We start from the raw sequence: 25,456 nt of genomic DNA, 5'->3' as shown, positions 1-25,456 counted from the left end.
ACGTAAAAAAAATGACGGAAAAAAGGGTGGGTATTTCTGCCTATCGGGAGCCGCCCTGGTCATTGCCGGAGAGAGATCGCAGAAGCTGATCCAGCGAGATATCTGCAGGCTGCTCCTTCAGCACACGCACCAGGCGATCCTGTTCACCAAAGCTGATGCGATCGTAAAACGGCTCGCGGAGTAGGGATTGAGGCGGCTCGGCAGGCTCCGCTTTACGTTCGAGGGGTGAAATCTGGTCCGCCAGCTCGCGAAGATGAATGGCCAGGTGATTCTTTCGCTCGGGGCTGAGACTCTCCCACTGGAACGACCCGAGGCCGGTTTGCACAATCTCGACGGCATCACTGTCCAGCGTGCTCCCCAGCAGTGCAAAAAGACGGGTAAATGCTTCATAACGCAGCATAGGATCGATCGGCCCTGCATTGAAAACAGACTCAATCTCGCCCACGGCCTGCAGGCACCGATCTTTCAGGGTATGAGCCTCACTCTCGGTTTCGGGCTCCGGCTTGGTCACTGTTTTGAGCGGGCTCTCGGATCCTCGTTTGGACACCTTATGCCAGTAGGCTGCAATGCCAGCCTTTCGTCTCGGCAACTGGGACAGCCGCACATCAAGCATATCCGCGAGGGTATGAAACTGGCGGCAGGAAGGGTCTGAAACAGGCAGAAGCGCGACCGGCTTCTGGTTGAGAACCGACTGCCGAAGGGTCTCGTCCCGCCAGATCCCACCCATATAGTGGAGCGAGATTCCCAGGTGGCGCTGGGCAGCGGCGTCCAGGCGCTGGAACACGGACCGTGCCTGACTGGCGCCCTGGGCCATATTCACCAGAATGCTCGGAATCCGGTTATAGCCCCTGCGCCGGAGAACCTTGATCAGGGAAAAGGCGTCGGTCAGGGACGCGGGGTCCGGGGTCACGACCATGCAGGCCAGCTCTGTCGCGGCAATCATATGCAGCCCGGCAGCCTGCAGCCCGGCAGCCGTGTCGGTAATGACGTAATCGTAGCGGTTTTCCAGGTTATACAGTGCCCGGAGTATGCGAAGGCTCTCCGTTGGCCCCATATCCATGCATTCCTGCACGCCGGAGGCCCCCGGAACAATATGCAGGCCGTAGTCGGTCTCCAGGATGATATCCTCAAGACGGCACTCTCCGGCCATCACATTGGCAAGGGTTTTTCTCGGATAAAGGCCAACCATGATGCTGACGTTGGCCAGATCGGTGTCGCCATCCAGCAACAGAACGCGGTTATCCTGCCTTGCGAGGGTGAGCGCAAGATTCAGGGCGACCGAGGTCTTGCCCACCCCACCCTTGCCACCCGTTATGGCGATGGTGCGAGGTTGGTTCGGATTGTGCTTAACAGGTTCTCTGGCGTTCATCACCGGCAATCTAGGTCCCTGATTTTTCGGTTTTCTGTATTTTAACCTGTAAAAATTCTACACATATCACGAATCAGATAATATATTGCTTAAAAAAAGAGCAATAAGTATTTAATAACGACGGATTATTGTCTAAGCTCTTTTCGGACAATAAGAATGAACGCTCCGTCAGTTACTGACTTGTTTCGCAGCACGGCAGGTAAGCCCATGCACATTGCGCCTGATTTACAGCTACCGAGTCTCCCGGAAGTTACCTTGCGGGCGCTCGATGCTTGTCATCAGGACGAGAGCTACAGAAAAATCAGCGAAATTGTCTCTGCTGATACCGCGCTGGTAGCTCGTATTCTTGCGCTGGCCAATTCCGCACTTTATGGCCCTTCTACTCCGATCCGCTCCGTCGACCAGGCACTCCTGAGACTTGGCACCCGACGTTTTCACACGCTGGTCCTGACCGCAGCCCTGCGCCAACTGCTATTCGAGCTGGGCGGTGACGAATGGCAACAACTCAGAGATTTCTGGCGACACTCGCTGACCACCGCGTTGACCGCCCGGGCCCTGGCAACGCTGACCCGTTATCCGGAGCCTGACGAAGCCTTCATGTTGGGCATGCTTCACAACATTGGCGAGCTGATCGCTATTAAAACGCCAGCCACCGAGGCGAAGCAACACTATCTTGATCATCAGTCCGACATCGCAGCGGAACTCGTTGCCTCCTGGGGGCTGGGGCCAATGGCCGCCGATGCCATGCGCTACCAGCAGGCACTATCCTCGGAGCTACGGGATGCCGGACATCTGGTGAAGCTGATCAGCCTGGCCACCCGACTGGCACTCTCCGATGCCGCCGGCATTGCAGCGGCAGGCACGGTATTCGGGCTGAACGAGGAACTGACCCGGGAGATAAATCGCCGCATCGGCCACGAAGTCTCGGGTATGGCTGCATCGCTGGGGATTCCTCTGGACGAAAATTATTGCGGCGAGAGCGCCTCTCGACAGCTGAAACAGACAATTCTGCGCCAGGCCATGGCGAACCAGGCGATCAACCTTGCCGATCTGACCGGAGAAACCGAGGACATTCTCGCCGAGACGGTCAACAGTCTAACGCTGATCACCGGCCTGCCGGCGCTGTGCTTTGGGCACACAGGCGAAAACCTTGTGCTCCTGTCCGGGACCATTGGCGACATCCCTGACCTGGCGGTCACCGCCAAGCCCGGCGGCAGCGTCCTTACGGAAGCCTTTATTTCTGGCCTGCCAGTCAGCCTTGGTGATCGATCCCCAACAGTACTCGACCGACAGTTGCTGTCACTGCTCCATACGCCCTCCATACTTGCCGTACCGGTTAACAATGGCGGGGACTGCCCTGGTGTCTTCGCCCTGGGCACAGACAACGAGCATCTGCCAACAACCCTGGAACTGGCCGATATCTTCACGGCTCAGTTGGCATCGGTACTGGCAGACCGGGTGCCGGCCCAAACCGATGCCGAAGCCAGTACAGAGGGCCTGGATCAGGAGATCGCCCGCGACCGGCTGCGTAAACAGGTTCACGAAGTCAGCAACCCACTGACCATAATCCGACAGTATATTTACCAGCTGCGAGGCAGGCTTGAAGATGCTGGTGTCCAGCAGGAGCTGGACGTAATCCGGGATGAGCTGGATCGGGCGGGCAATCTTTTACTGCAAATGAGCCATACTGACTCCGTGGATCAGGGCGATGACGGGGTTGAGCTCAATGCCGAACTGGAAAGTCTGGCTCGTATCCTTGAAGATAGTCTGTTCAGCTCAGATAGCCGCAGCCTTCGGTTATCGCTTTGCAGCGAGCCAACGCGGGTTGCGGCTGGCCCCACGAGGATTCGGCAGATTGTGATCAATCTGGTTCGAAATGCGGCGGAAAGCCTGGCGGATGATGGCGGCACGGTTGAAATACGGACGTCTTCGCCAGTGTGGCAGAACCACCGAACCTGGGTTGAGCTGGAAATCTCGGACACAGGCAGAGGAATACCCGGTGAGGTCAGGGACGCCCTGTTTTCACCGGTGAAAACCACAAAGGGAGAGGGCCACAGCGGTTTGGGCCTGAGCATTGTGAAACAGCTCGTTGATGACATGGAGGGCATCATTGCTTGTCGCACGGGGCAGGAAGGGACCACCTTCAGGATTCTGCTTCCAGCGGCCAGCCACAAAAAGAATGAGACCGACTGACGCAGAAACAACGGACACAGACCGATGGCACCTGAACATACTGATCAGCCTTTCAGTCACGGGTTAACGGCACGGATACTGGTAGCAGATGACGAACCCCGCCTGCTCAATACACTGGCTTCGCTGCTGCGTAGCCGGGGTTATGACGTTGCGGAAGCTCACGGGGGCCGAAAAGCCTGCGAGCTGATCGACCAGCAAACCTTCGACCTGGCCTTGCTGGATCTCCGGATGCCCGAGGTCACAGGTTTCGACGTTATGGCACACCTTGCCATCGGACAGCCGGATTGCGGCGTGATCGTGGTCAGCGGCGAAAGTTCGTTCAGTGCTGTGAGCCGAGCACTGCGGCGGGGCGCCCTGGACTACATCCGTAAACCCTTTGATCCTGAGGAACTGCTGGCCACCGTTGAGAGCGTGATCGGAAAAAAGTCACTCCTCGAAGCCCACGAGCATATCCAGATGCGGCTGGAGAAATCCGAGGCGCTGCATCGTTACATCGTTAACAGCTCTCCTGACATCGTGTTCATGCTTGATCAGGACGGTCACTTTTGCTTCGTGAACAGCAAGGTAGAAAGCCTGCTCGGATATAAGCCAGCGGAACTTTGCGGCCAGCATTTCCGCCACATTCTCGACGACCGGGACGTGACCCGCGGGACACTGGCCCTGAAGGGACCAAACATCACTGCAGATAACCCTCGAACCCTGGAAGTCCGCCTTAAAACCCGTGGCAGCCGGCGAGCAACCCGTCATTTCGAGATAACCGCTTTTCCCATCGATCCGCAAACCTGGCCGCACTCCGGTAACACGCAAGGAGGCGGCAGTGGCAACGGCGCCACCTATTATGGGACCGCTCGTGACGTTACCGAGAGGAAGGAAGCCGAGGCCTTCATCAATTTCCAGGCCTACCATGACCTTTTAACGCGATTGCCGAACCGTGCACTTTTCAAGGACCGACTTGAGCTGGCGATCACCCACGCCAACCGTGGTGGCCAGAAGCTGGCGGTTATGTTTCTGGACCTTGACCGTTTCAAGGTCATCAACGACACCCTCGGCCACGCGATGGGAGATCGGCTGTTGCAGGCAGTGACTCACCGGCTCGAGAAATGCCTGCGCAAGGGCGACACCCTTTCCCGGTTCGGTGGCGACGAATTTACCCTGCTCCTGCCCTCCATCCACAATCACGAAGACGCGAGACAGATCGCCAAGAAGCTGATTGATGCCCTGCGGGCACCGTTTCAACTGGGGGATCACGAAGTATTTGTAGGTGTCAGTATCGGCATCGCAATCTTCCCCGAGGCCGGCGAGACCATGGATCAGCTGATCCAGAACGCCGACATTGCCATGTACCACGTCAAAGGCAAGGGCAAGGACGGTTACCGCTTCTATTCCGACAGCATGAGTATCGATACGGCCAACAGGCTGAACCTCGAGCGGGATCTGCGTCAGGCCCTTGAACGGGACGAGTTGCGAGTGTTCTATCAGCCCCAGGTGTGCTCAACAACCAACCGGGTCGTGGGTCTTGAGGCCCTGGTTCGCTGGCAGCACCCGGAGCGGGGACTGCTTTACCCGAGAGACTTCCTGCCCCTGGCGGAGGAAACCAAACTGATAGGCCTGCTCAGTGAGCGTGTTCTCGACCAGGCCTGCCAGGATGTCGGCCGCTGGATCCGGGAGGGCCACACCCACCTCCGGTTGGCCGTCAACCTGTCCCCCATCCAGGTTGAGCATCCGCAGTTTGTAGAAACCCTGATGCAGCAGGTAAAGGCCCACAACTTCCCGGCCGGTAACCTGGAAATCGAAATCACTGAAAACGTGATCATGAACGATCTGGAACAGATCTCCCAGAAACTCCGGGAACTGGCAGCTTTGGATGTCCGGATCGCGATCGACGATTTCGGCACAGGCTATTCGTCACTGAATTACCTGCATCGCCTACCCATTCACACCCTCAAAGTCGACCAGTCTTTCGTGAAAGCCATCCGCAGTGGCGACGACGGTGCATGCATCGTAAACGCCATTGTCGCCATGGCCCATGGACTCAAGCTGGAGATCGTTGCAGAGGGCGTGGAAACCGACGAGCAACTGGATTATCTGCGGAGCCTGGGTTGCCACCAGGTCCAGGGTTTCTTCTACGGCCCTGCCAGGCCCGCCGCCGAGATTTCCAGAACTCTCGGATCCACCAGGGCCAAAGCTGCCTCATTCTGACATACGATTATCGATTGTCAGACACTCCGATATAAAAGCGCGATAGGGTTTGCAAAGTATTGCAGTACGTTACTTTATGTATCCTGAAATGCGCATTACTGCACATATTTCTCCCACCCTGTTCTCTAAGCTCGAATCCATAGGCGCTGATTACCGGAATGTCCGACATTCTCGGACCAATAACGACAAAAACGGTGACAGCATCCAAGGAACAAGAACAGGCAGCAGTCATCATGCGCGACAAGTACAAATACATCGGTCCCGTCTACGATTTTCTCAGCAATCTCTATAGCGGCAAGAATATTCACCGCTGCAAAACCGCCATGCTGGATGTGGAAACCGTCCGGCCCGGAGACAAGATTCTGTTTGCCGGAGTTGGCCATGGCCGGGACGCCATTCGGGCGGCCGAGCTAGGTGCAGACGTGACCGTGGTGGATTTGTCCGAAACCATGCTGCGGAAGTTTGCCGAAGCTCAGGAAAAAGAGGCGCCACACCTCACGATCCGACGCATCCACAGCGACATCATGAAAGTAGATGAGTTCGAGCAGTACGACATGGTCGTGGCCAATTTCTTCCTGAACGTGTTCGATGAAGACATGATGGTCCGGGTCCTCGAACATCTGATACGGCTGGGCAAAGCCGACGCCCGGGTCGTTGTTGGTGACTTTTCCTACCCCACTGGCAACCTGCTTTCCAGAATGTTCAAGAAGCTTTACTGGTACATGGCCGTCTTCATTTTCTGGCTGTTCGCCAACAATGCATTCCACAAAATCTACAACTATCCCGAGCACATGCAGCGGCTGGGCCTTCAGGTCACGGACAAGAAGCACTTCAAGCTTCTGAACATGAACTGCTACTGGTCCATTCTCGGACGCAAGCAGGCCTGAGCACTTTGCTAGAGATTCACCCAACAAAAACAATCAGGGAGCAGCAGCATGTCGGATCAGATACTCGCACTGGACAGGGTTGGCACACTTGAGAGCGGCTCATTCACGTTTACCGAGCGGGTCGGCTTCCTGAAGAAGTACGGTACCCATTCCCAGTCGTTTTCAACGCTCCAACCGGGCATGCAATATTTTGATGTACCGGGCATGGGGTATATCGCCTACATGCGCAAATGGGGCGGCACCTTCGTGCTCTCGGATCCCGTCTGTGCGCCGGAAGACTTTGGCAACCTGCTGGAGAGCTTCCACCAGCGCTTTCCAAACGCCAGTTACATCCAGGTCTCCAAGCCCGTCGTCGATTTCCTGCACCTGCGATTTGGTCTCTACGGCACCCAGTTTGGCAGCGAATCCCGTATCGATCTGGGCCGCTGGTCACTCAGCGGGAAGAAAAAACAGATCCTGCGAACCGCTTTGAACCAGGCAGAAAAAAACGGGATTACGGTGAAAGAGCGTTTCAGTGACGATCACACCCGTGAAATATCCGAGGCCTGGATTCGAACCCGCAAATGCAAGAGCAATGAAATCCGCTTTCTGATCCGTCCCATGGAAATGGACTATCGCGAAAACGAACGGCATTTCTACGCCTATCAGGACGACAAGGCCGTAGGGTTTATCTATTTTGACCCGATTTATCGCAACAACGAGATTATCAGCTACGTGCCCAATATCTCCCGGGCCAACGCCGATTTCCGACAGGGCATTTTCTATACCCTGATGGCTCATGCGATGGAGGTCTTCAAGGCGGAAGGCGTGCCTTATCTGGATCTCGGACTGATACCCCTGTCACTGGATCCTGCAACAGAGCATCAGGAGAGCAGGCTGTTGAAACGCCTGTTGCACGGGCTCTACGAGAAGGGCAATTTTCTATACAACTTCAAAGGCTTGGAGTTTACAAAGTCGCGCTTTAGGGGAGACAACTTCAAGACCTACTGTTGTCACAAACGGTCGATTCCGGCGCTGGAGTTTTTCGCCATGTTCAAGCTGACCCGGTTGCTGTAGCCCCCAGGGGCTCTCCAGGCCAGTGTTCGCTCACCCGTTTGGCCTCCAGCCCCAGGCCCGCCATGAAGGGCGCGATGCCCTTTGGTGCCGGCCCTGAAAACAGCGCAGCGCTCACAGGTTGTTTCCCTGCGCTGGCAACTGGGCCTTGAGCAACATCAAGCCGACCGGTCTGTTCCAACAGCCAGGCTACCCGTCGGGCAATGGCCTCACCCGAGTCCACCCAGAAACGAACCGTCGGCAGACTCGCCCTCAGACTCTCCAGTAACAGTGGATAGTGAGTGCAACCAAGCACCACGGTGTCCACACCGGCCTCTTTAAAAGGCCTCATGGCTTCGCTCAGCTCGGCAAGCGGAACCTCGATTCCGGAAACCAGGTCCTCTGCCCAGCGCACCAGCCCCGGATGGCCAATACGCTCAATCCTGCAATCGCCAGCGAATTCCTCGACCAGCCTGTCGAGATAAGGCCTGCGAACCGTTGCCGGTGTCGCCAGCAGCCCCATTCGCCGATTCACGGACTTTGCTGCCGCCGGTTTGATGGCCGGCACCACCCCCACAACCGGCACCGCCGTCATCGCACGTAAATGCGGCAGAACCACGGTACTGGCGGTGTTGCAGGCCACCACGATGGCGTCTGACGGGTAGAGCTCGAGCGCTCTGGTGATCAGACTGCAACAACGGTCGATCACAACCGCCTCGGATTTGTCGCCATAGGGAAAGCCTGCGTTGTCTGCCAGATAGACGATTTCCAGTCCCGGCAGTTGCCGGTGAATGCAGGCCGCAACGCTCAGACCACCGACACCGGAGTCAAACACCAGAACCCTTGGAGGTGACTGCCTGCTCAAACCGGAATGCCTCCCCGGGAAATCTCGTGTTCCATGGCCCGGATCAATCGGCCAGAAATGGTGGTTTCCGGTGGTACCGGTGGCGTATCGCCCGGCAGGAACCAGTCGGCATCGGCAAGCTCGTCCTCCTGGAGAACCAGCTCGCCTCCGGCGTAATCGGCGAAGAAGCCGACCATGAGCTGATGGGGGAATGGCCAGGGTTGCGAGGCGTGGTAGCGGATGTTAGTGACGTCCAGCCCGGTCTCCTCTTTCACTTCACGGTGCACAGCGCCTTCCAGACTCTCGCCCGGTTCAACAAACCCCGCGATGAGGCTGTAGAAGTGCCGTTTGACCCGCGAGGACTTCGCGAGCAGAAGCCGATCATCCCGGCGTATGACGACAATCACGCAGGGCGCCAGCCTCGGGTACCAGGGAATGCCACAGGGTTCGCACCACTTGGCCCGCTCACGCGGATGGAAACCGGTTTCCTCGCCGCAGCGGCCACAGAATCGGTGGTCGCGCCACCATTGCCAGACCTGAAAGCCGGTACTGAGCATATCCGCCGGCGCATCGCTAACCATCAAAAGCGCATCCCGCAGCGGTACAACCTCCTGATTACCGACGCCGGTGTCCGGCAGTTCTGTCACGAATACACCGCGCCCATTGTAACTGCCCAGAGATACGGAATCGGGCAATTCGCCCCGGAAAAGGCTGCTGTCGCCGCTGTGCAGCCAGCCGTTATCGGGCTTGACCACACCCGATCCCGACAGCGCGAGGATCAGATCGCCGTTTTCCGGCCGGCGGGTCGTCCAGCCCGGTATCCACTGAGTCATTGCGATCACCATTCGATGCATCAACTGGGTTATTGGAAGATCAATCGGAAATGTACCACATTGCCGCACCGGCCAAGAATGAAAGGTCCACCTTTCCGCCCTGTACTCAACCAAGTAAACTTGGCACCTGTTTCGTCAACGGAGTTGCCATTTATGCGTCTTTACCAGGGCATTCGCAGCCTGATCCTGACCCTTTTTCGCAAGATACTGTTTATCTGGGTCCGGACTGATGTCAGCGGCAACAGCGTTGAAGCCCTCGCTCTGGATCCCGACAAACCGGTTTGCTACGTGCTGCAATACAGCTCGCTGTCGAGCCGCCTGGTTCTGGAGCAGGAAGTTATCCGTGCAGGACTTCCTGGCGCCACCGAAGCCCTTCCGGTGAAGAACGGCCCGTCCCACTCCTTCTTTTTCCTCTATCGCCGGATCGGTGGCTTTTTCAGGGGGCGTCAGGCGCCGGCACCCACGAACGAGTTTCAGGCCCTGGTTCGCTACGGTCTCGAACATCCGGACCAGGACGTACAGATTGTTCCAGTGTCCCTGTTCTGGGGGCGCTCCCCGGACAAGGAAAAGTCCCTGGTAAAACTTTTGCTGTCCGACACCTGGTCCATCGCCGGCCGGCTTCAGAAGTTACTGATCATCATGGTTCATGGTCGCAACACCTACGTTCAGTTTAACCAGCCGCTCTCACTGAAACAGGTGATCGACGAATACCGGCACAGCGAGGAGCGGGCTAACCGCAAGCTGGCCCGGATCCTGAGAACCCACTTCCGCCGGGTTCGCCAGGCGGTACTGGGGCCAGACCTGTCCCATCGCCGCACCCTGGTGGCAGGTCTGGTGCGCACCCAGGCGGTCAAGGAAGCCATCCGGGAGACCGCTGCCAGAGACGACATACCACCTGAGAAAGTCCGCGCCAAGGCCTACAAATATGCGGATGAGATTGCGGCGAGCATGTCCGTTGTCACGATTCGATTCATGGAGGTGCTGTTGTCATGGCTCTGGAACCGGATCTACAACGGCATTGCCATCAACAATATCCGGGTGGTGAAGGAAGTGGCGCAAGACAATGCCGTGGTTTACGTGCCCTGCCATCGTTCACACATCGACTACCTGCTGCTGTCCTACGTGCTTTACAAGAATGGCCTGATGCCTCCGCATATCGCCGCAGGGATCAATCTCAACATGCCCATTGTCGGCCCGATCCTGCGCCGTGGCGGGGCGTTCTTTATGCGCCGCAGTTTTAAGGACAACCCGCTGTACGCCACCGTGTTCAATGAATACATGCACGTGATGTTCTCCCGGGGCTATTCCGTCGAGTATTTCATCGAAGGCGGCCGAAGCCGCACAGGCCGCATGCTGCAACCCCGCCCCGGCATGCTGGCAATGACCGTACGCAGTTTCCTTCGGGACCATCGCAAACCCATCGTGTTCGTGCCCGTGTACATCGGCTATGAAAAGGTGATGGAAGGCCGTTCCTATCTGGGTGAACTTCGTGGAAAGAAAAAGGAAAAAGAAAGCGTATTCGGTCTTGCCAAGACCGTTCGCAAACTCAGTAACTCCTTTGGTCGGGTTTCAGTCAACTTTGGCGAAGCCATTCATTTGTCTGAGGTTCTGGACGATGTTCACAGTAGTTGGCGCGACGAGGCCTACGACGCCGAGTATCGTCCGAAGTGGCTTAACAGCGCGGTTTCAGAGCTGTCCTTCCGGGTAGCGTCGAACATCAACGCGTCGGTTGCGGTAAACCCGATCGGCATGGCCGCCACGGTTCTTCTTGGCACCGAGCGACTGGCCATGGACGAGGGACAGTTGATCCGCTTGATGGATCAATACGCCGCCCTGCTAAAGGCTTTCCCGTATGCGGAAACGGTAACCCTGCCAGAGGGGTCCGGCAAAGACTGGATCGCCTACTGTGAAGGCATGGGCCTGGTGACGCGCCAGCCGCAGAAGCTGGGCGACATTATTGCCCTCGAAGGCAGCAACGCAATCCTGATGACCTATTACCGGAACAACATCCAGCACCTGTTTGCGCTGCCCTCACTGATCGCCAGCCTTTTCGAGAACAAGGATTCGCTGGGCCGGGACAAGATTGTGTTCCTCGCCAGCGTAGCCTACCCCTACCTGCAATCGGAACTGTTCCTGAAATACCAGCCCGATGAAGCCAGGAAGGTCATCAATCAGTGGATTGACGTTCTCATCGAACATGACTTGCTGAAGCCCCTGGACGATGACCGGATCGGTCGACCCGAGGAAGGCACCGAAGCCATGCTGAGGCTCAGGGTTCTGTCCCGCTTCATCATCCAGACGGTAGAGCGCTACCACATCGCTCTGGGCATTCTCCGCAAATACGGCTCGGGCAAGATCAGCGCCGCCGAACTGGAAGAACAGAGCGCGCTGCTGGCCGAGCGGATGTCGATCCTGTTCGGCCTGAATGCGCCGGAGTTTTTCGACAAGAGCCTGTTCCGCAACTTCATTGCCAATATGCAGAACAATGGCGTTATCACCACCGACGACAATGGCCTGCTCTGCTATGGGGAGGGGCTGGATGAGGTGGCGGACGATGCCCGCCTGGTGCTGAGTGTCGAGAAGCGACAGGCAATCCAGCAGGTCACCATGCTGGGTGCCTGATGGCATTTACTGCGGTGGTAGCGCCCGGATGGCGTACACATCGTAGCGGCTGCTCTTGCCCTCAATGCGGGTGGTTGGCTCCGCTCCCTCAATGGCCGATGCCTTACGGGGCCGCTTGACCACCACCCGGTAACGGGCGTTCTCCAGAGCGGCCGCGAGCAATTGTGCGGAATCCTCGTCGTCTCCTACGATAGTGCGGAAAACCTGCATTTCCTTTTTTACCAGGGCCGACTTGTCCCGATGCGGAAACATCGGATCCAGGTAGACAACATCCGCCGCCTCGGTGCCTGGTCGGGCAAGCCATTCAATACTGCTGCCCTCCAGCAGTCGCATGCGCTCGACAATGGCCGCACAATCCACATTCAGGGCTGCGCGCGCAAGACCATCGGCCAAGAGAGCGTGAATGACCGGGTTACGCTCGAACAGGGTAACCGTGCAGCCAAGGCTGGCAAGCACAAAGGCATCCTGGCCAAGCCCTGCCGTCGCATCAACGATATGCAATGCGGCCCGTGTTTTCTGCAAGCCGACCGCCTTGGCCACCAACTGGCCCGCGCCACCGCCGTGCTCCCGCCGATACCCCATCTTGCCGGTCACGAATTCTGCACGCACCGGTCCCGGCGCACCTTTGCCAGTCATCTGCAGGCCAAGGCCCTGCTCATCCAGGAACAGTAAAACCGGGAAGTCGCGGATGTCTCTGGGGCGGACGACACCAAGATTCGGGACCCCGAGCGAATCGGCAAGAGCATCGGCCTGCAATCGGTCACCCAATGCACTGCGGGCAACAGCGACGATGTTCTGGAAACGGTCAGAGAGGGCGTACGGAGCGGACGGGGACGAGTCAGGCATCAGACCAGAATATCAATTCCGGCCAGGCTTCCATTACCGCCAGTTTCCTGACCGGCTGCGGCGACAGAGGCAAAGGTCGACAGCGCCCTGGCGGCTGGCAGGGACACTTCGTCTGCGCGGAACCGCTCCAGACGGGCGTCTTCAGCGGCACGACGGGCTTCTACACGCCGCTCGAGGCTCTCGGTCGCATTGCGGTCGCTGACAACACCCTGATTGCCATCGGCAAGGTCACGGCGGGCCGCGTCAGGTGTTTTTTCGGGCGTTGATGCCGGCGCACGGGCCGCATCGCTGCGCTCCCTGACCGGGCTGTTGTTGCCGGTCTGGAAGTTGAAATTGTTGCCCGGGTTAATTCCGCCAATCATGTTCAGATACCGCTGGCCGGATGACAGGAAAACGTGAAATGGAAGTATGGAAGATTATCGCACGGAAGAAAAGACAGCTGGTCAGTTTTTACCCAAAGCGGTTTGCCCGGATCAGACCAGTCGGCCGGGGTCACTATCGACCAGGCAGTTTTTTCCAGGCCACTTCATCCCTGATGTAGACAGGTTGGGCCTGCTCCGCCGGCACCGCCTTGCCGTGCCCGAATGCGATTACCGCCAGGCGCGCAACCCAGGCTGCTCGCAGCACCAGGGTTTCATCGATGGGATCAACGCGCCCTGACACCTCCGCTGGCATGGCGGAGCGGTATTGCCAGCCCGGCCCTGCTCCGCACCAGCGCTCGGGGCCCGCAGGCAGTGTGACTGCCTCGGGTGGACAGACCTGTTCCGAAGCCAACGCCTCAGGCAGTCCTGCCCGGGCAGCGAAGCAGCCCCAATACACCTCGCCCATGCGGGCATCAAAGGCTACCGCAATACCGGTTTCCTCGTGAGGGTCCAGAGCATCCATGGCACCCAGCGCCACGGCCTGCAGTGAAGACACCGGCACCACCGGAATGTCCAGCCCCCAGGCAAGACCCTGCACAACACCGGTCGCGATCCTGACACCGGTAAAAGAGCCCGGCCCGCAGGCAAAGGCCAGGGCATCAAGCTCTGCCGGAGCAAGATTTTTCTCCGCCAGAAGCTCCCGCACCATCGGCATCAATAGCCGGGTATGGCCTCTGGGGGCAAGCTCAAAGCGCTCGGAGATTTCGCCATCAACAAGAAGGGCTGCCGAGCAGCCCTCTGATGACGTATCCAGTGCCAACAGTTTCACCGGTGTGAAAACCTCAGGTCAGGATGCCAATTTATTTGAGTTCAGACAGGATCTGGTCGCGAATGCTGTCCAGACTGCCAACGCCCTCGACACGGACGTATTTCGGTGCCGCAGCCGGCTCTTTCGACGCCCAGTCCTGGTAGTAGCCAACCAGCGGTGCAGTCTGGTCGTGGTAGATTTTCAGACGCTTGCGAACCGTCTCTTCCTTGTCGTCCTCACGTTGAACCAGCGGTTCTCCGGTCTGGTCATCCTTACCCTCGACCTTGGGCGGATCGTATTTCACGTGGTAGATACGACCGCTTCCCTCATGCACCCGGCGACCGGACAGACGGCTCACAATTTCTTCGTCATCCACGGCAATTTCGACCACATAGTCGATGGCAATTCCCTGGTCTTTCAGAGCTTCAGCCTGGGGGATAGTCCGCGGGAAACCGTCGAGCAGGAAACCGTTCTTGCAATCAGGCTGTTGAATACGCTCTTCGATCAGCGCAATGATGATGTCGTCAGACACCAGGCCGCCTGTTGCCATGACTTCCTTTACCTGCTTGCCCAGCTCGGACTCGGCTTTCACCGCCGCACGCAGCATGTCACCGGTGGAGATCTGGGGAATATCAAACCGTTCAGTAATGAACTGGGCCTGAGTTCCCTTGCCTGCGCCCGGCGCGCCTAACATGATGATTCGCATAACGCTGTGCTCCCGTTTTAGTCATTATCATTTGAAAAGCTGTGGCAAAAACCCGTGCCTTTGCGACAGCCTCTCCTGCACGGAACAGGTGTCAGCCGAAATCGGCGAAGGCGCATTATACGAAGTCAGCCACGTCAGAGAAAGTCGACCTCCGTATCATGCACCGGAAGTCCGTTTTTCCAGCGAATAACGACAGGGTGTCAGGATGACAGGGAGCTGGCCAGTGCGTCCAGATCCGGAGCCACACGATCCAGCTCAGCATTCAGTTCTTCCACAACATTGGGCGTCAGTCCCAGGCCTTCCAGCAAAGCGGGCACGTCGTCGGGATTGAATTCATCGCCAATACCGCGGTCCTTCAACAGGGCGTTGGCCAGCTGTACCATCAAAACATAATTCTCGTGCTCGCCATGGTAACCCGATTGTTGATGCACGCCGGCCGCCTTGACCACAGGATCAGGCAGTTGCCATAAACGGTGGAGGATACCGCCAATAGCGCCATGGCCCACCGACAGGATTTCCTGGCCATTGCCCTGCCCGAACACCTGCTGCTCAAGCGAGTGCATGCTGGCTTCAGGATTCGCTTCGCGAAGCTCATTGAGCTCATCAAATTCGGCCGGGAACAGATGCCCGACCAGCAACAGGCCGAAGTTGTGCAACAGGCCGCAGAGATAGCCCAGCCCCTTTTCGGCGCCACATCGCGGTGCAACGATCTGGCAAAGGAACGCGCAGTACAGGGAGTGGCGCCAGAAATTGTCCATGCCCAGAATGCCGTGACGGGGTACTTCAAAGGCACGAACGGAAGCAATGCCCAGGGCGATGTGGGCCACACGATCGAAGCCCAGCACACGGGTGACCGCCTCCTGCACCGAATTGATCTGGCCCGGATAGTTGAACAGCGCAGACCGGGCGTAACGCATGATCTGGGCCGTGAGACTGGGATCAAACTCGATCAGCTCTGCCAGCTCACGAGCCGTCGCATCGGTGTTGGCAGTCAGTCGCAAAATACGCAGCGCCAGGGCCGGCATGGGGGGCAGACGGTAAAGTTTCTGTAGCTTGTCGGCCACTTCCTCGAGCGTCAGTGCCTCGCGGTTGCCGTTACCCGGCCCCCGGATAACCAGATGGCCCTCCCTGGCACCGGCCAGGGCCAGACGGAAGGATCGGCCATCCATTTCTAGCAGGGAATGATCAGTGCCACTGGGAAACACGACCTGATCCGCCAGCATCACATCCTCGTCCACGATAACGGGCAGCTCGTAAGCCTGTCCGATGGGCGGGGTGAAGCCGGGATCACAGTCACTGAACAGGCGCATGGTCTGCCGTGCGGTCAGCGGCTGGAGACGGCGACCGGTCAGCTGGTGAACGGCATCCGGGTCCAGGGAACTGTCGAACTTGTGTACCGCCATCACGACACCCGTGATGTCGATCAGGAGGGTTGCCTGAATAAAGGCATCCTGTGACAAGCCCGAGGCCATAACTGCCGAATCCAGGCTGGTCACCTGATCAATCGGCAACTCCCGATAGCTGATGCCCTTGCGGGCAAGAAAACGTTCCAATCGTGCAGCCAGAGCCACAGCTTACTCCCTTTGTTCTTGGTCGGTGGCCAGACTACCCGGCCTTCTACCGGCGCTTTTTTCTATTCTGCTGCAAGGTCAGCCAGTATTTCGCATACCCGCAGCGATACCTGCCATGGTGACTTTCAGTGCTCTTTCCACCAGTTCCGGCACCTCGCCCTTGCCTTCACTTTCCCGGTCCCGCCGTAGCAATTCGGCCTGCAGGTAATGCAGTGGATCCGTGTATGGGTTACGCACCCTCATCGAATGCGCAAAGACGGGTTCTCCCTCCAGCAGATCCGTTTGCTCCTTGAGTTCCAGAAGTCGCTCGATACAACCCTGGAGGCGCACGCGAAGACTCTCCCCAAGGGCTTTCAACCGATCATCGTCCAGCAGCGTCTGCTCATAATAGCTGGCGATGCGCAGGTCTGCCTTGGCCAGCACCATTTCCAGCATATCCACATAGGTGCGGAAGAACGGCCAGCCCTGCATCATTTCACGCAATACCGGGAGCCGGTGGTCCCGGGCCGCCTCTTCAAGCGCCACGTCACTGCCCAGCCAACTGGGCAGCATCAGCCGCATCTGGGTCCAGGCAAAGATCCACGGTATGGCCCGAAGGCTTTCTACGCCGCCGGTGGCCTTCCTCCGGGCCGGGCGACTTCCGAGTGCCAGTTTCCCCAGGGCCTGTTCCGGCGTGACCTGGCGGAAATAGGGCACGAAGTCAGGATTTTCCCGGACCACATCGCGGTAGGCTTTCAAGGACCGCTCGGTAAGCCAGTCCATGGTTTCCCGCCAGCTGTCCTCGGGCTGGGGTGGCGGGGCCAGGGTAGCTTCGATAACCGCCGTGGTGTAGAGCGTCAGGCTCTGAACCGCCAGCCTCGGCAAACCGAACTTGAAGCGAATCATTTCGCCCTGCTCGGTAATCCGGAAACTGCCGTTTACGGAGCCCGGCGGCTGGGACAGTATCGCCCGGTTGGCAGGTCCGCCGCCACGGCCAACGGTACCGCCACGGCCGTGGAACAGGGTCAGATGCACGCCATACTGGCGGGCAACGTGGGTAAGTTTCTCCTGGGCCTGGTACTGGGCCCAGGCCGCCATCAGCTGGCCGGCATCCTTGGAGGAATCCGAATAGCCGATCATCACTTCCTGCCTGCCCTGGCAATACTCCCGATACCACTCAACCTCGTACAGCGCAGACATGCTGTCTGGAGCACCACGCAGGTCATCCAGGGTCTCAAACAGGGGCACGACCCGCATCGGAAACTTCATTCCGGATTCCCTGAGCAGCAAAATCACGCTCAATACATCAGAGGGCTTGCTGGCCATGGAGATAACATAGGACCCGAGGGCTTCCGGCGTTTGCTGCGCCACCACTTCACAGGTTGCCAGCACCTCGCCGACCGATTCCGAGGGCTCCCAATTTCGGGGGACCAGTGGACGCCGGCCCTGAAGTTCCTTCACCAGGAATGCCTGGCGCTCCTGTTCTGACCAGGACAGATAATCCCCCAGGCCAAGATAATCGACCATTTCGGCAACCGCCTCCGCGTGGCGGCTGGCCTCCTGGCGGATGTCCAGACGAATCAAAGGCAGGCCAAAAGTATGCGCCCGGCGTATGGTATCCAGCAGCGGACCATTGGCGATGTCCTCGAGTCCGCACTCAACCAGGGATCGGTAACAGAGCTCCAAGGGACCGGTGAAATCCTCGTTCTCAAAGAGAATACCGTTGGCATCCGCGGTCTCGCCGTTGACGCTCGCCTCTGCCCAGTCCCGGGTTCTGATCAGCCGCTCACGGAGTTCGGCGAGCACATGGCGGTAGGGTTCCCGGGAGTCACCAACAACGGCCTTGAGCTCGTCGCTGGCCTGCCACATGGACAGTTCGGCCCGCAGCGCCTGAATATCACGAAGATAGAGATCCGCTGCCATCCAGCGGCCAAGCAGGAAGACCCGGCGGGTCACCTTGTGGGTGACATTCGGATTGCCATCACGATCACCGCCCATCCAGGATGCAATGCGGATGGGGGATGCCTGCAGGGGAAGGCCCTTTCCGGTCGCGTCTTCCAGCGACGTATCCAGGCTCCTCAGAAACTGTGGCAGGGCCTGCCACAGACTGTTTTCAATAACCGCAAAGCCCCATTTGGCCTCATCCACTGCGGTTGGTCGCTCCTGACGAATCTCGTCGGTGTGCCAGGCTTCGGTAACCAGTTGAGACAGGCGATTGACGATTTCCTCCCGTTCAGCAGGCATGAGGTCGTCATGGTCCAGACGCGCCAAGCAGTCCGACATCTCGTCGTATTTCATAATAAGGGTGCGACGCGCCACCTCGGTGGGGTGGGCCGTCAGCACAAACTCGATTCGCAGATCCGCCACCCTCTGATGCAGTTCCTCCGGCGTGACATCACCTTGCTTGAGCCGCTCAAACACCTCCCCGAGCGATTCGACCATCAGATCAGACTGGTGCCCGCGTTTGCGACGAATACCATGGTACTGCTCGGCAAGGTTGGCCAGGTTCAGGAACTGGTTGAAGGCACGGGTCACCGGAAGCAGCTCATCATCGCTCAACTTGCGCAGCAGATTGACCAGTCGCTGGCCGGACCCGCTTTCCTGGCGACGGTCGGACTTGGCAGCCGCCCGGATTTCCTCAATCAGCTCGTAGCATTCCTGTCCGGGATACCGCCGTATGCTCTGGCCCAGAAGTTCACCCAGCATTCGTACGTTTTCTCGGAGTTCGGGATGTAGCTCAGTCACATTGACGTCCTTTTGAATTGACGGAGGCGAAGTAAACTTACGATACTAAGGAACAGTCGAGAAAGTCTATTGGCGATTCAAGCCTGTAGCTGCAAGGAGTTATCATGAAGGTCACTGATTTGCCCAAACACTGGGAACAGCAAAAAGAGCCCGTGGAGCGCACCCACGATTATAACCTGCGCCTGCCGCTGGAAGATGCCGCACGCGTGGCCGCACTGGCGGAACTTTACCCGGACCGCAGTGAAAGCGATATTCTGAACGACATGATTGGTGCAGCTCTGGACGATCTGGTACGCCAGAGCCCACTGAAGGACAAGCTGGAAGGGAAAGACAAGTAAATAGCGGCGGGCAGCTTTCGCTGCCCGTGTCGTCAGGCGACTGATTCCAGTTGACGGGCCTTGAGGCGCTGGATGTGCTTCTGGCTCAGGCTGACAAACTTGGGAGTCAGGCCCTGATCTTCGTAGATCTCGAAGCCATCCTCGTCGTACGCCACCACTTTGGTGCCCTGAACATACGGAAAGCTGGTCTCCATTTCGTCCAGTGCTGCAGAAATCAGATCCCGCATCAGATCCTGAGGTGACTTCATCGGATAGAGCGCTGCGAGTTTCTCGAGACGCTTGTGATGCTGGTCAGACAACGCCATGAAGTAGGCGTCTCGGGTAAGCCGACCACGTGCATGCTTGTCCCAGTAGTTGACCAGATCTTTGATTTTCATGGTGCCTTCACTCCTGCATCTTATTGATGGCGCACGGCGCACGAAAACTGTGCATCCGTTTCCGGAAGTGTAGACGAAGCCGTCGGTCCGGGGGCGAGAAAATTGGTAACGGATTGTACTTACCGATCCGCCATTTTCAGTGCTCGTTCTCTCCCCGCTCCACGCCTTTCACCGCCTGCCACACGGCATCCAGCGCCTCCAGAGATTCTTCGTCCATATCGCGGCCCTCCCGTTCCAGCACACGTTCAATCGCCCGGAACCGGGCGTCGAATTTATGGTTGGTTCGATTGAGTGCCTGCTCAGGGTTAACCTTCATGAACCGTGCCAGGTTCACACAGACGAACAGGAGATCGCCGAGCTCATCTTCAACGGCATCGGGATCACCGGCGCCCGTCTGTGCGGCTTCCCACGCCTCCTTGAGCTCGTCGATTTCCTCGTGAAGTTTGTCGAAAACCGGGCCAACATTTGGCCAGTCGAAACCGTGCCTGGCTGCCCGTTTCTGGAGCTTCTCGGCCCGAGCCATTGCAGGCAGGGTCCGGGCAATGCCGTCAAGCCGACTTACTGGGGCGCTGGCTTCCGGTGCCGGCTTCATTGCCCGCTCCTCGGCCTTGATGCGCTCCCAGCTTTCCTTGATCCAGGCCTCATCCGGCCGATTATCCGGATCAATGCTGCTTTCCAGGGTCCCTTCCGGAAAAACGTGTGGATGCCGCCTTACCAGTTTGCGCACCAGATGATCGACCACACCGTCAAAATCGAAATGGCCATCTTCCCGACCAAGCTGGGTGTAGAAAATGACCTGGAACAGCAGGTCCCCCAGCTCGTCTTTCAGATGCGGGTAATCCTCTCGCTCAATGGCATCGGCGACTTCGTAGGCCTCCTCCAGCGTGTGCGGCACGATGGTCCTGTAGGATTGCCTGGTATCCCATGGACAGCCCGTCTCCGGATCCCGAAGCCTGGCCATCAGGGTTTTCAGATCCTCGATGGTATAGCTCATCCGCGTTTACGCCTTACATCAATGATATTGGGCAGGTTGCGAATCTGCGCCAACAACCGCGCCAGCTGCTCCAGGCTGGAAATCTCGACCGTCACGGTCATGGTGGCCGTATTCTCGTCCTTGTTGCTCTGGGTATTGAGGGACAGGACATCACTCTTGGAGGCCGACAGCACCTGGGTGATATCTCTCAGCAGTCCGGACCGGTCGTAAGCCTCAATCTCGACATCAACCGGATAGACCGCCGCCGGCCGGCCACCCCAGCTCACTTCAATGATCCGGTTGGGCTCGAACTCACGCAGGTTCAGGAACGTCAGGCAGTCCTGACGGTGGACTGTAACGCCCCGGCCGACGGTGATGTAGCCGCCAATGGCGTCACCGGGCAGAGGTTTGCAGCATTTAGCCACCTGGGTCTTGAGCTTGCCGACACCCAGGATCTGGATATCCGATTCGGTATCGTAGGGCTTGCGGCGCTGAGCACTGAGTTTCAGATCCAGCTGTTCGGACTTGGGCTCCAGCATCTGCTGGGCCACATTGGCGACATGCGTGGGGCGAAGGTCACCGGCTCCGGTGGCTGCAAACATGTCCTCCGCACTTTGGTAATTAACCTTCCTGGCAAGCTCACCAAGATCTACATCGTACAGGGACAGACGCCTGAACTCGTCCTCGAGAATGGCACGACCGTCAACGATATTGCGACCACGATCCTGCTGTTTGAACCAGTGGGTTACCTTGGCGCGTGCCTTGGAAGTCTGAATGTAACCAAGGCTCGGGTTCAGCCAGTCGCGGCTTGGGGCCGGGTTGTTGGAGGTCAGGATAAACACCTGATCGCCGGTTTTCAGTGGATAGGTCAGCGGAACGATTCGGCTGTTCACCCGCGCACCGCGGCAGGCGTGACCGATCTCCGTGTGAACCCGGTAGGCGAAATCCACCGGCGTTGCCCCCTGGGGCAGATCCACCACGTGGCCCTCGGGTGTGAATACATACACCCGATCCGATGCGACATCGGATTTGAGGTGGTCGGCCAGCCCGGACAGGTCGCCCAGCTCCTCCTGCCACTCCAGAACCTGGCGCAGCCAGTTGATCTTGGCATCGTAGCCGGTCGACTTGTTGCCTTTGTCCATGCCCTTGTACAACCAGTGGGCACAAACGCCCAGTTCCGCCTCCTCATGCATCGTGTGGGTTCGGATCTGCACTTCCATGACCTTGCCCTCGGGCCCGATCACGGCGGTATGCAGGGACTGGTAACCGTTTTCCTTCGGGTTGGCAATGTAATCGTCGAACTCGTTGGGGATGTGGCGCCACAGCGTGTGGACAATACCCAGTGCGGCGTAACAGTCGCGAACCTCCGGAACCAGGATACGCACGGCGCGAACATCGTAAACCTGGGAAAAGTCGATGCCCTTCCGGCGCATTTTTCGCCAGATGCTGTAGATGTGCTTGGCACGTCCGGACAGCTCGCCCTCAATGCCATAGGCTTTCAGTTCGGTCTGCAGGGTTTCAATCACCCGCTTGATGTAACCGTCGCGATCCAGGCGCTTTTCGTCCAGCAGTTTGGCGATCTTTTTGTAGGCGGAACCATGCAGGTACCGGAAAGAAAGATCTTCCAGCTCCCACTTGATGTGACCAATGCCAAGCCGGTGTGCCAGGGGTGCGTAGATATCAAACACTTCCCGGGCGACGCGCATTCGCTTTTCTTCTGGAGCATCCTTTACCGCCCGAATGGCGCAGGTACGCTCCGCCAGCTTGATCAGGGCAACCCGGACGTCGTCGATCATGGTGACGAGCATCTTGCGGACATTGTCCAACTGGCCTTCACTCTGTCCCAGCACGTTCCCTTTCAGCGGGTGGTGGATGGACGAAATCGCCGCCATCTGCTGTACACCGTTGATCAGGCCTGCCACCTCGTCGCCAAATTCCTTGCGGATCATCTCGAGCGGAACACGCTCTTCCCGCACCGCGCGGTAAAGAATCGCCGCCACCAGACTGGCCTGATCCAGGTGCAGCTCCGCCAGAACCTGGGCCATCTCGATGCCAATCCGGAAGCTGCTGGAACCAGGTGCCCACTGGCGATCCTGCCGGAACGCCTGAAGATCGATTTCCGCTGCCTTTTCGCAGGCCAACCGGAACTGGTCAGCGTCGTCCAGGTGCGTTTGCGAGGCTATCTGGTTTACCCAGCCCTCGATATCCACCTGGCCGTCGCCGGTCATTGCGTAATCTTCGCGAACTTTTACCATATCAGTCTTGTTATTCCTGATGGTTGCCGCAGCCATCCCTGACTGCCCACCGCATCTTCAGTCGGAATCCCGTTCGAACAACGCGATGGATTCCACGTGAGTGGTGTGGGGAAACATGTCCATCACACCTGCGCGCACCAGGCGATAGCCATTGCGCACCATAACGCCTGCGTCCCGCGCGAGTGTTGCCGGGTTACAGGAGACATAGACTATCTTCCGGGCACCGAAGGCGGTCAGGTACTTGCAGATTTCCTCAGCGCCGGAGCGGGGCGGATCAATCAGGATCTTGTCGAATCCTTCCTTCGCCCAACTCTGGCCAGTGAAATCGCCGTGCAGATCGGCACCGTGAAAAGCGACATTGTTCAGGCCATTTAGTTCCGCGTTTTCCCGACCGCGGACAACCATGGTCTCGTCACCCTCCACGCCGACAACCTGTCCGCCACTTCGGGCCAGGGGCAGCGTAAAGTTCCCCAGACCACAGAAGAGATCCAGGACACGCTCACCCGGCTGGATATCCAGCCATTCCACAGCCCTGTGTACCATCGCACGGTTAATACCTGCATTGACCTGGGTAAAGTCCATGGGATGAAATTTCATGGTCAGGTCGAATTCTTCCAGCCTGTAGCTCAGTCGCTCATCATCCCGGCCAGAGGACTCGGGCCAGATCCGATGAACGGTATCGGGCCCTTTTGGCTGCAGGTAGATATGCAAATCGTGAGCCTGGCCGAAGGCAATGAGCTTCTCCCGGTCACCAGTGGACAGGTCATCCATATTGCGGAACACCATTACCGCCACATCATCGCCACAGGCAACTTCCACCTGGGCGATTCGGCTGTAGGCGTCCAGATCGTGCAGCATATTTCGAAGGGGCAGTATGCGGTCGCCAATGCGGGGATCCAGCACCACACAACGGTCGATGTCGGTCAGGAAACTGTTGCGTTTCTCCCGAAACCCCACCAGGACAGACTCCCGGGCCTTGACGTAACGAACCCCGAGGCGCGCCTTGCGGCGATAGCCGAGGCTCTCTTCCGAGCGCAGTGGCTCAATCCACTCCTCGGGTTCGATGCCCCCGAAATGGGCAAAATGCTCCCGCAGGGTATTCTCCTTGAACGCGATCTGCGCATCGCCACTCATATGCTGCAGGCTACAGCCGCCACACAGGTCGGCAAACTCGCAGGGTGGCGTCTGACGATCCGGCGCGGCTTCCAGAACCTCTTCGGTGCGCAGTTCGTCGAACTTGCTTCGACTGGACACCACTTTCGCCATCACGGTTTCGCCCGGAAGGGCGCCATCGACAAACTGGGTCTTGCCATCCTGACGGGCGATACCCCGGCCGTCATGGCTCAGGGTCTCAATCTCACAGCGCACGGGCTCTTTTGGAAGAACCTTCCTGCGTCGTCTGCTCATACTCGGGTCTCTTGGTGGAATCGTGTTCAGGCGCCGGGAAATACACCGGTGGATAGATAGCGGTCGCCGCGGTCACAGATAATGGCCACGATGATGGCGTTTTCAACCTGCTGCGAGAGCTTGAGCGCGGCCGCGATCGAACCGCCGGAGGAGACGCCACAGAAAATGCCTTCCTCGGAAGCCAGGGCCCGCATGGTGTTTTCGGCCTCTTCCTGGCCAACATCCAACACCTCGTCCACCCGTGCGGCATCGTAGATTTTCGGCAGGTAGGCTTCGGGCCATCGACGTATCCCGGGTATGGACGCACCTTCTTTGGGCTGAAGCCCGATAATGCGAATATCCGGGTTGCGCTCCTTGAGGTAACGGGACACGCCCATGATGGTGCCAGTAGTGCCCATGGAGCTGACAAAATGGGTGACACGCCCCCCGGTCTGCTCCCAGATCTCGGGACCGGTCGTGCGGTAGTGCGCCAGAGGGTTGTCCTGGTTGCTGAACTGATCCAGCACCCTGCCCTTGCCCTCCGCCTGCATCTTGAGGGCCAGGTCACGGGCAGTTTCCATCCCCTCTTCCCTGGTGACCGTGACAATCTCCGCACCATAGGCGCGCATGGATGCCCGACGCTCCTCACTCATGTTCGCGGGCATGATCAGCACCATCCGGTACCCCTTGATGGCAGCCGCCATGGCCAGGGCAATGCCGGTGTTGCCACTGGTCGCCTCGATCAGGGTATCGCCCGGCTTGATGTCGCCCCGACGCTCCGCCTCCTGGATCATGCTGATAGCCGGGCGGTCCTTCACCGAGCCGGCGGGGTTATTCCCTTCCAGCTTGGCCAGAATCACGTTACTCGTCTCACCGGGGAGACGCTGCAGGCGAACCAGAGGGGTGTGCCCGACATAATCTTCAATGGTGGGAAAATGCATATGATAACCCTGTGGTACACTTTTGGCTTCGCATGATACGCGTTATCGCCCCGGTCTCCCAATACAGCTTCTCGCTATATCCATGACCGGCGGCTATATCCGACACGGGATTTTCCGGTACCGTCGGGACTGATACCACAGTTATCCCGTTCCGGATCAGCTATTCTTAACACGGACGTTTTCCGCTCTG

General features: G+C 58.2%; 20 protein-coding genes. 6 read left to right on the top strand and 14 right to left on the bottom strand.

The window, feature by feature from the left end:
- Positions 1 to 40 precede the first annotated feature (40 nt).
- Positions 41 to 1,369, bottom strand: a complete 1,329-nt coding sequence (locus MDHKLMBL_RS04200) for a MinD/ParA family ATP-binding protein (protein ID WP_053114645.1) — start codon at positions 1,367 to 1,369, stop codon at positions 41 to 43.
- 207 nt (positions 1,370 to 1,576) lie between these two features.
- Between MDHKLMBL_RS04200 and MDHKLMBL_RS04195 the strand changes: the two genes are divergently transcribed.
- The 4 genes from MDHKLMBL_RS04195 to MDHKLMBL_RS04180 all read left to right on the top strand — a co-directional run bounded on the left by MDHKLMBL_RS04195 (position 1,577) and on the right by MDHKLMBL_RS04180 (position 7,704).
- Positions 1,577 to 3,562: an HDOD domain-containing protein gene (locus MDHKLMBL_RS04195; protein WP_104270188.1), complete on the top strand. Its 1,986-nt coding sequence runs from the start codon at positions 1,577 to 1,579 to the stop codon at positions 3,560 to 3,562.
- 24 nt (positions 3,563 to 3,586) lie between these two features.
- On the top strand, positions 3,587 to 5,761 hold the full coding sequence (locus tag MDHKLMBL_RS04190) for an EAL domain-containing response regulator (RefSeq protein ID WP_092030265.1): 2,175 nt from the start codon (positions 3,587 to 3,589) through the stop codon (positions 5,759 to 5,761).
- A gap of 233 nt (positions 5,762 to 5,994) precedes the next feature.
- On the top strand, positions 5,995 to 6,648 hold the full coding sequence (locus MDHKLMBL_RS04185) for a class I SAM-dependent methyltransferase (protein WP_092030267.1): 654 nt from the start codon (positions 5,995 to 5,997) through the stop codon (positions 6,646 to 6,648).
- A gap of 48 nt (positions 6,649 to 6,696) precedes the next feature.
- Entirely contained in the window at positions 6,697 to 7,704 is a 1,008-nt protein-coding gene (locus MDHKLMBL_RS04180; RefSeq protein WP_008176138.1) for a DUF2156 domain-containing protein, read from the top strand.
- Here the strand turns inward: MDHKLMBL_RS04180 and murI are convergent.
- Both murI and nudC read right to left on the bottom strand, forming a co-directional pair.
- On the bottom strand, positions 7,682 to 8,545 hold the full coding sequence (murI, locus tag MDHKLMBL_RS04175; protein WP_104270187.1) for a glutamate racemase: 864 nt from the start codon (positions 8,543 to 8,545) through the stop codon (positions 7,682 to 7,684). The genes MDHKLMBL_RS04180 and murI overlap by 23 nt on opposite strands.
- On the bottom strand, positions 8,542 to 9,357 hold the full coding sequence (gene nudC, locus MDHKLMBL_RS04170; protein ID WP_104270186.1) for an NAD(+) diphosphatase: 816 nt from the start codon (positions 9,355 to 9,357) through the stop codon (positions 8,542 to 8,544). Before nudC ends, murI begins: the two co-directional genes overlap by 4 nt.
- Positions 9,358 to 9,510: 153 nt before the next feature.
- Here nudC and plsB point away from each other — a divergent pair, with 153 nt between their 5' ends.
- On the top strand, positions 9,511 to 11,979 hold the full coding sequence (gene plsB / locus MDHKLMBL_RS04165) for a glycerol-3-phosphate 1-O-acyltransferase PlsB (protein ID WP_104270185.1): 2,469 nt from the start codon (positions 9,511 to 9,513) through the stop codon (positions 11,977 to 11,979).
- 6 nt (positions 11,980 to 11,985) lie between these two features.
- Here the strand turns inward: plsB and MDHKLMBL_RS04160 are convergent, their stop codons facing one another.
- The 6 genes from MDHKLMBL_RS04160 to ppc form a co-directional block, all read right to left on the bottom strand.
- Positions 11,986 to 12,825 (bottom strand): class I SAM-dependent methyltransferase, encoded by an 840-nt coding sequence (locus tag MDHKLMBL_RS04160; protein ID WP_104270184.1) that lies wholly within the window; start codon positions 12,823 to 12,825, stop codon positions 11,986 to 11,988.
- Positions 12,825 to 13,187 (bottom strand): UDP pyrophosphate phosphatase, encoded by a 363-nt coding sequence (locus tag MDHKLMBL_RS04155; RefSeq protein ID WP_104270183.1) that lies wholly within the window; start codon positions 13,185 to 13,187, stop codon positions 12,825 to 12,827. The genes MDHKLMBL_RS04160 and MDHKLMBL_RS04155 overlap by 1 nt, the downstream gene beginning before the upstream one ends.
- A 133-nt stretch (positions 13,188 to 13,320) precedes the next feature.
- On the bottom strand, positions 13,321 to 14,016 hold the full coding sequence (gene tsaB, locus MDHKLMBL_RS04150) for a tRNA (adenosine(37)-N6)-threonylcarbamoyltransferase complex dimerization subunit type 1 TsaB (protein WP_104270182.1): 696 nt from the start codon (positions 14,014 to 14,016) through the stop codon (positions 13,321 to 13,323).
- 31 nt (positions 14,017 to 14,047) lie between these two features.
- A complete protein-coding gene (gene adk, locus MDHKLMBL_RS04145) occupies positions 14,048 to 14,701 on the bottom strand; it encodes an adenylate kinase (protein ID WP_008176153.1) in 654 nt (217 codons plus the stop codon).
- Between the two features lie 200 nt (positions 14,702 to 14,901).
- A complete protein-coding gene (locus MDHKLMBL_RS04140) occupies positions 14,902 to 16,272 on the bottom strand; it encodes an HDOD domain-containing protein (protein ID WP_104270181.1) in 1,371 nt (456 codons plus the stop codon).
- A 78-nt stretch (positions 16,273 to 16,350) separates the two neighbouring features.
- The gene (gene ppc / locus MDHKLMBL_RS04135; protein ID WP_081449815.1) at positions 16,351 to 18,996 is read right to left on the bottom strand and encodes a phosphoenolpyruvate carboxylase; all 2,646 of its coding nucleotides are present in this window, start codon (positions 18,994 to 18,996) and stop codon (positions 16,351 to 16,353) included.
- Between the two features lie 104 nt (positions 18,997 to 19,100).
- On the opposite strand from ppc, the gene MDHKLMBL_RS04130 reads away from it, so the two are divergent.
- Complete coding sequence (locus tag MDHKLMBL_RS04130) at positions 19,101 to 19,334, top strand: hypothetical protein (RefSeq protein ID WP_008176161.1); 234 nt, start codon at positions 19,101 to 19,103, stop codon at positions 19,332 to 19,334.
- Positions 19,335 to 19,366: 32 nt separating this feature from the next.
- Here the strand turns inward: MDHKLMBL_RS04130 and MDHKLMBL_RS04125 are convergent, their stop codons facing one another.
- The 5 genes from MDHKLMBL_RS04125 to cysM form a co-directional block, all read right to left on the bottom strand.
- Positions 19,367 to 19,711, bottom strand: a complete 345-nt coding sequence (locus tag MDHKLMBL_RS04125) for a hypothetical protein (protein ID WP_008176163.1) — start codon at positions 19,709 to 19,711, stop codon at positions 19,367 to 19,369.
- 136 nt (positions 19,712 to 19,847) lie between these two features.
- Complete coding sequence (mazG, locus tag MDHKLMBL_RS04120) at positions 19,848 to 20,705, bottom strand: nucleoside triphosphate pyrophosphohydrolase (RefSeq protein WP_008176166.1); 858 nt, start codon at positions 20,703 to 20,705, stop codon at positions 19,848 to 19,850.
- Complete coding sequence (gene relA / locus MDHKLMBL_RS04115) at positions 20,702 to 22,939, bottom strand: GTP diphosphokinase (RefSeq protein WP_104270180.1); 2,238 nt, start codon at positions 22,937 to 22,939, stop codon at positions 20,702 to 20,704. The genes mazG and relA overlap by 4 nt, the downstream gene beginning before the upstream one ends.
- A gap of 57 nt (positions 22,940 to 22,996) precedes the next feature.
- The gene (gene rlmD / locus MDHKLMBL_RS04110; RefSeq protein WP_104270179.1) at positions 22,997 to 24,346 is read right to left on the bottom strand and encodes a 23S rRNA (uracil(1939)-C(5))-methyltransferase RlmD; all 1,350 of its coding nucleotides are present in this window, start codon (positions 24,344 to 24,346) and stop codon (positions 22,997 to 22,999) included.
- Positions 24,347 to 24,372: 26 nt separating this feature from the next.
- Positions 24,373 to 25,266, bottom strand: coding sequence for a cysteine synthase CysM (cysM, locus tag MDHKLMBL_RS04105; protein ID WP_008176171.1), 894 nt, complete (start codon positions 25,264 to 25,266; stop codon positions 24,373 to 24,375).
- Between the last annotated feature and the right edge of the window lie 190 nt (positions 25,267 to 25,456).

It is taken from the genome of Marinobacter flavimaris, assembly GCF_002933295.1.
GTDB lineage: Bacteria > Pseudomonadota > Gammaproteobacteria > Pseudomonadales > Oleiphilaceae > Marinobacter > Marinobacter flavimaris.
The sequence above is the reverse complement of the archived record's forward strand: the minus strand, read 5'-3'. Positions and strand labels throughout refer to the sequence as shown.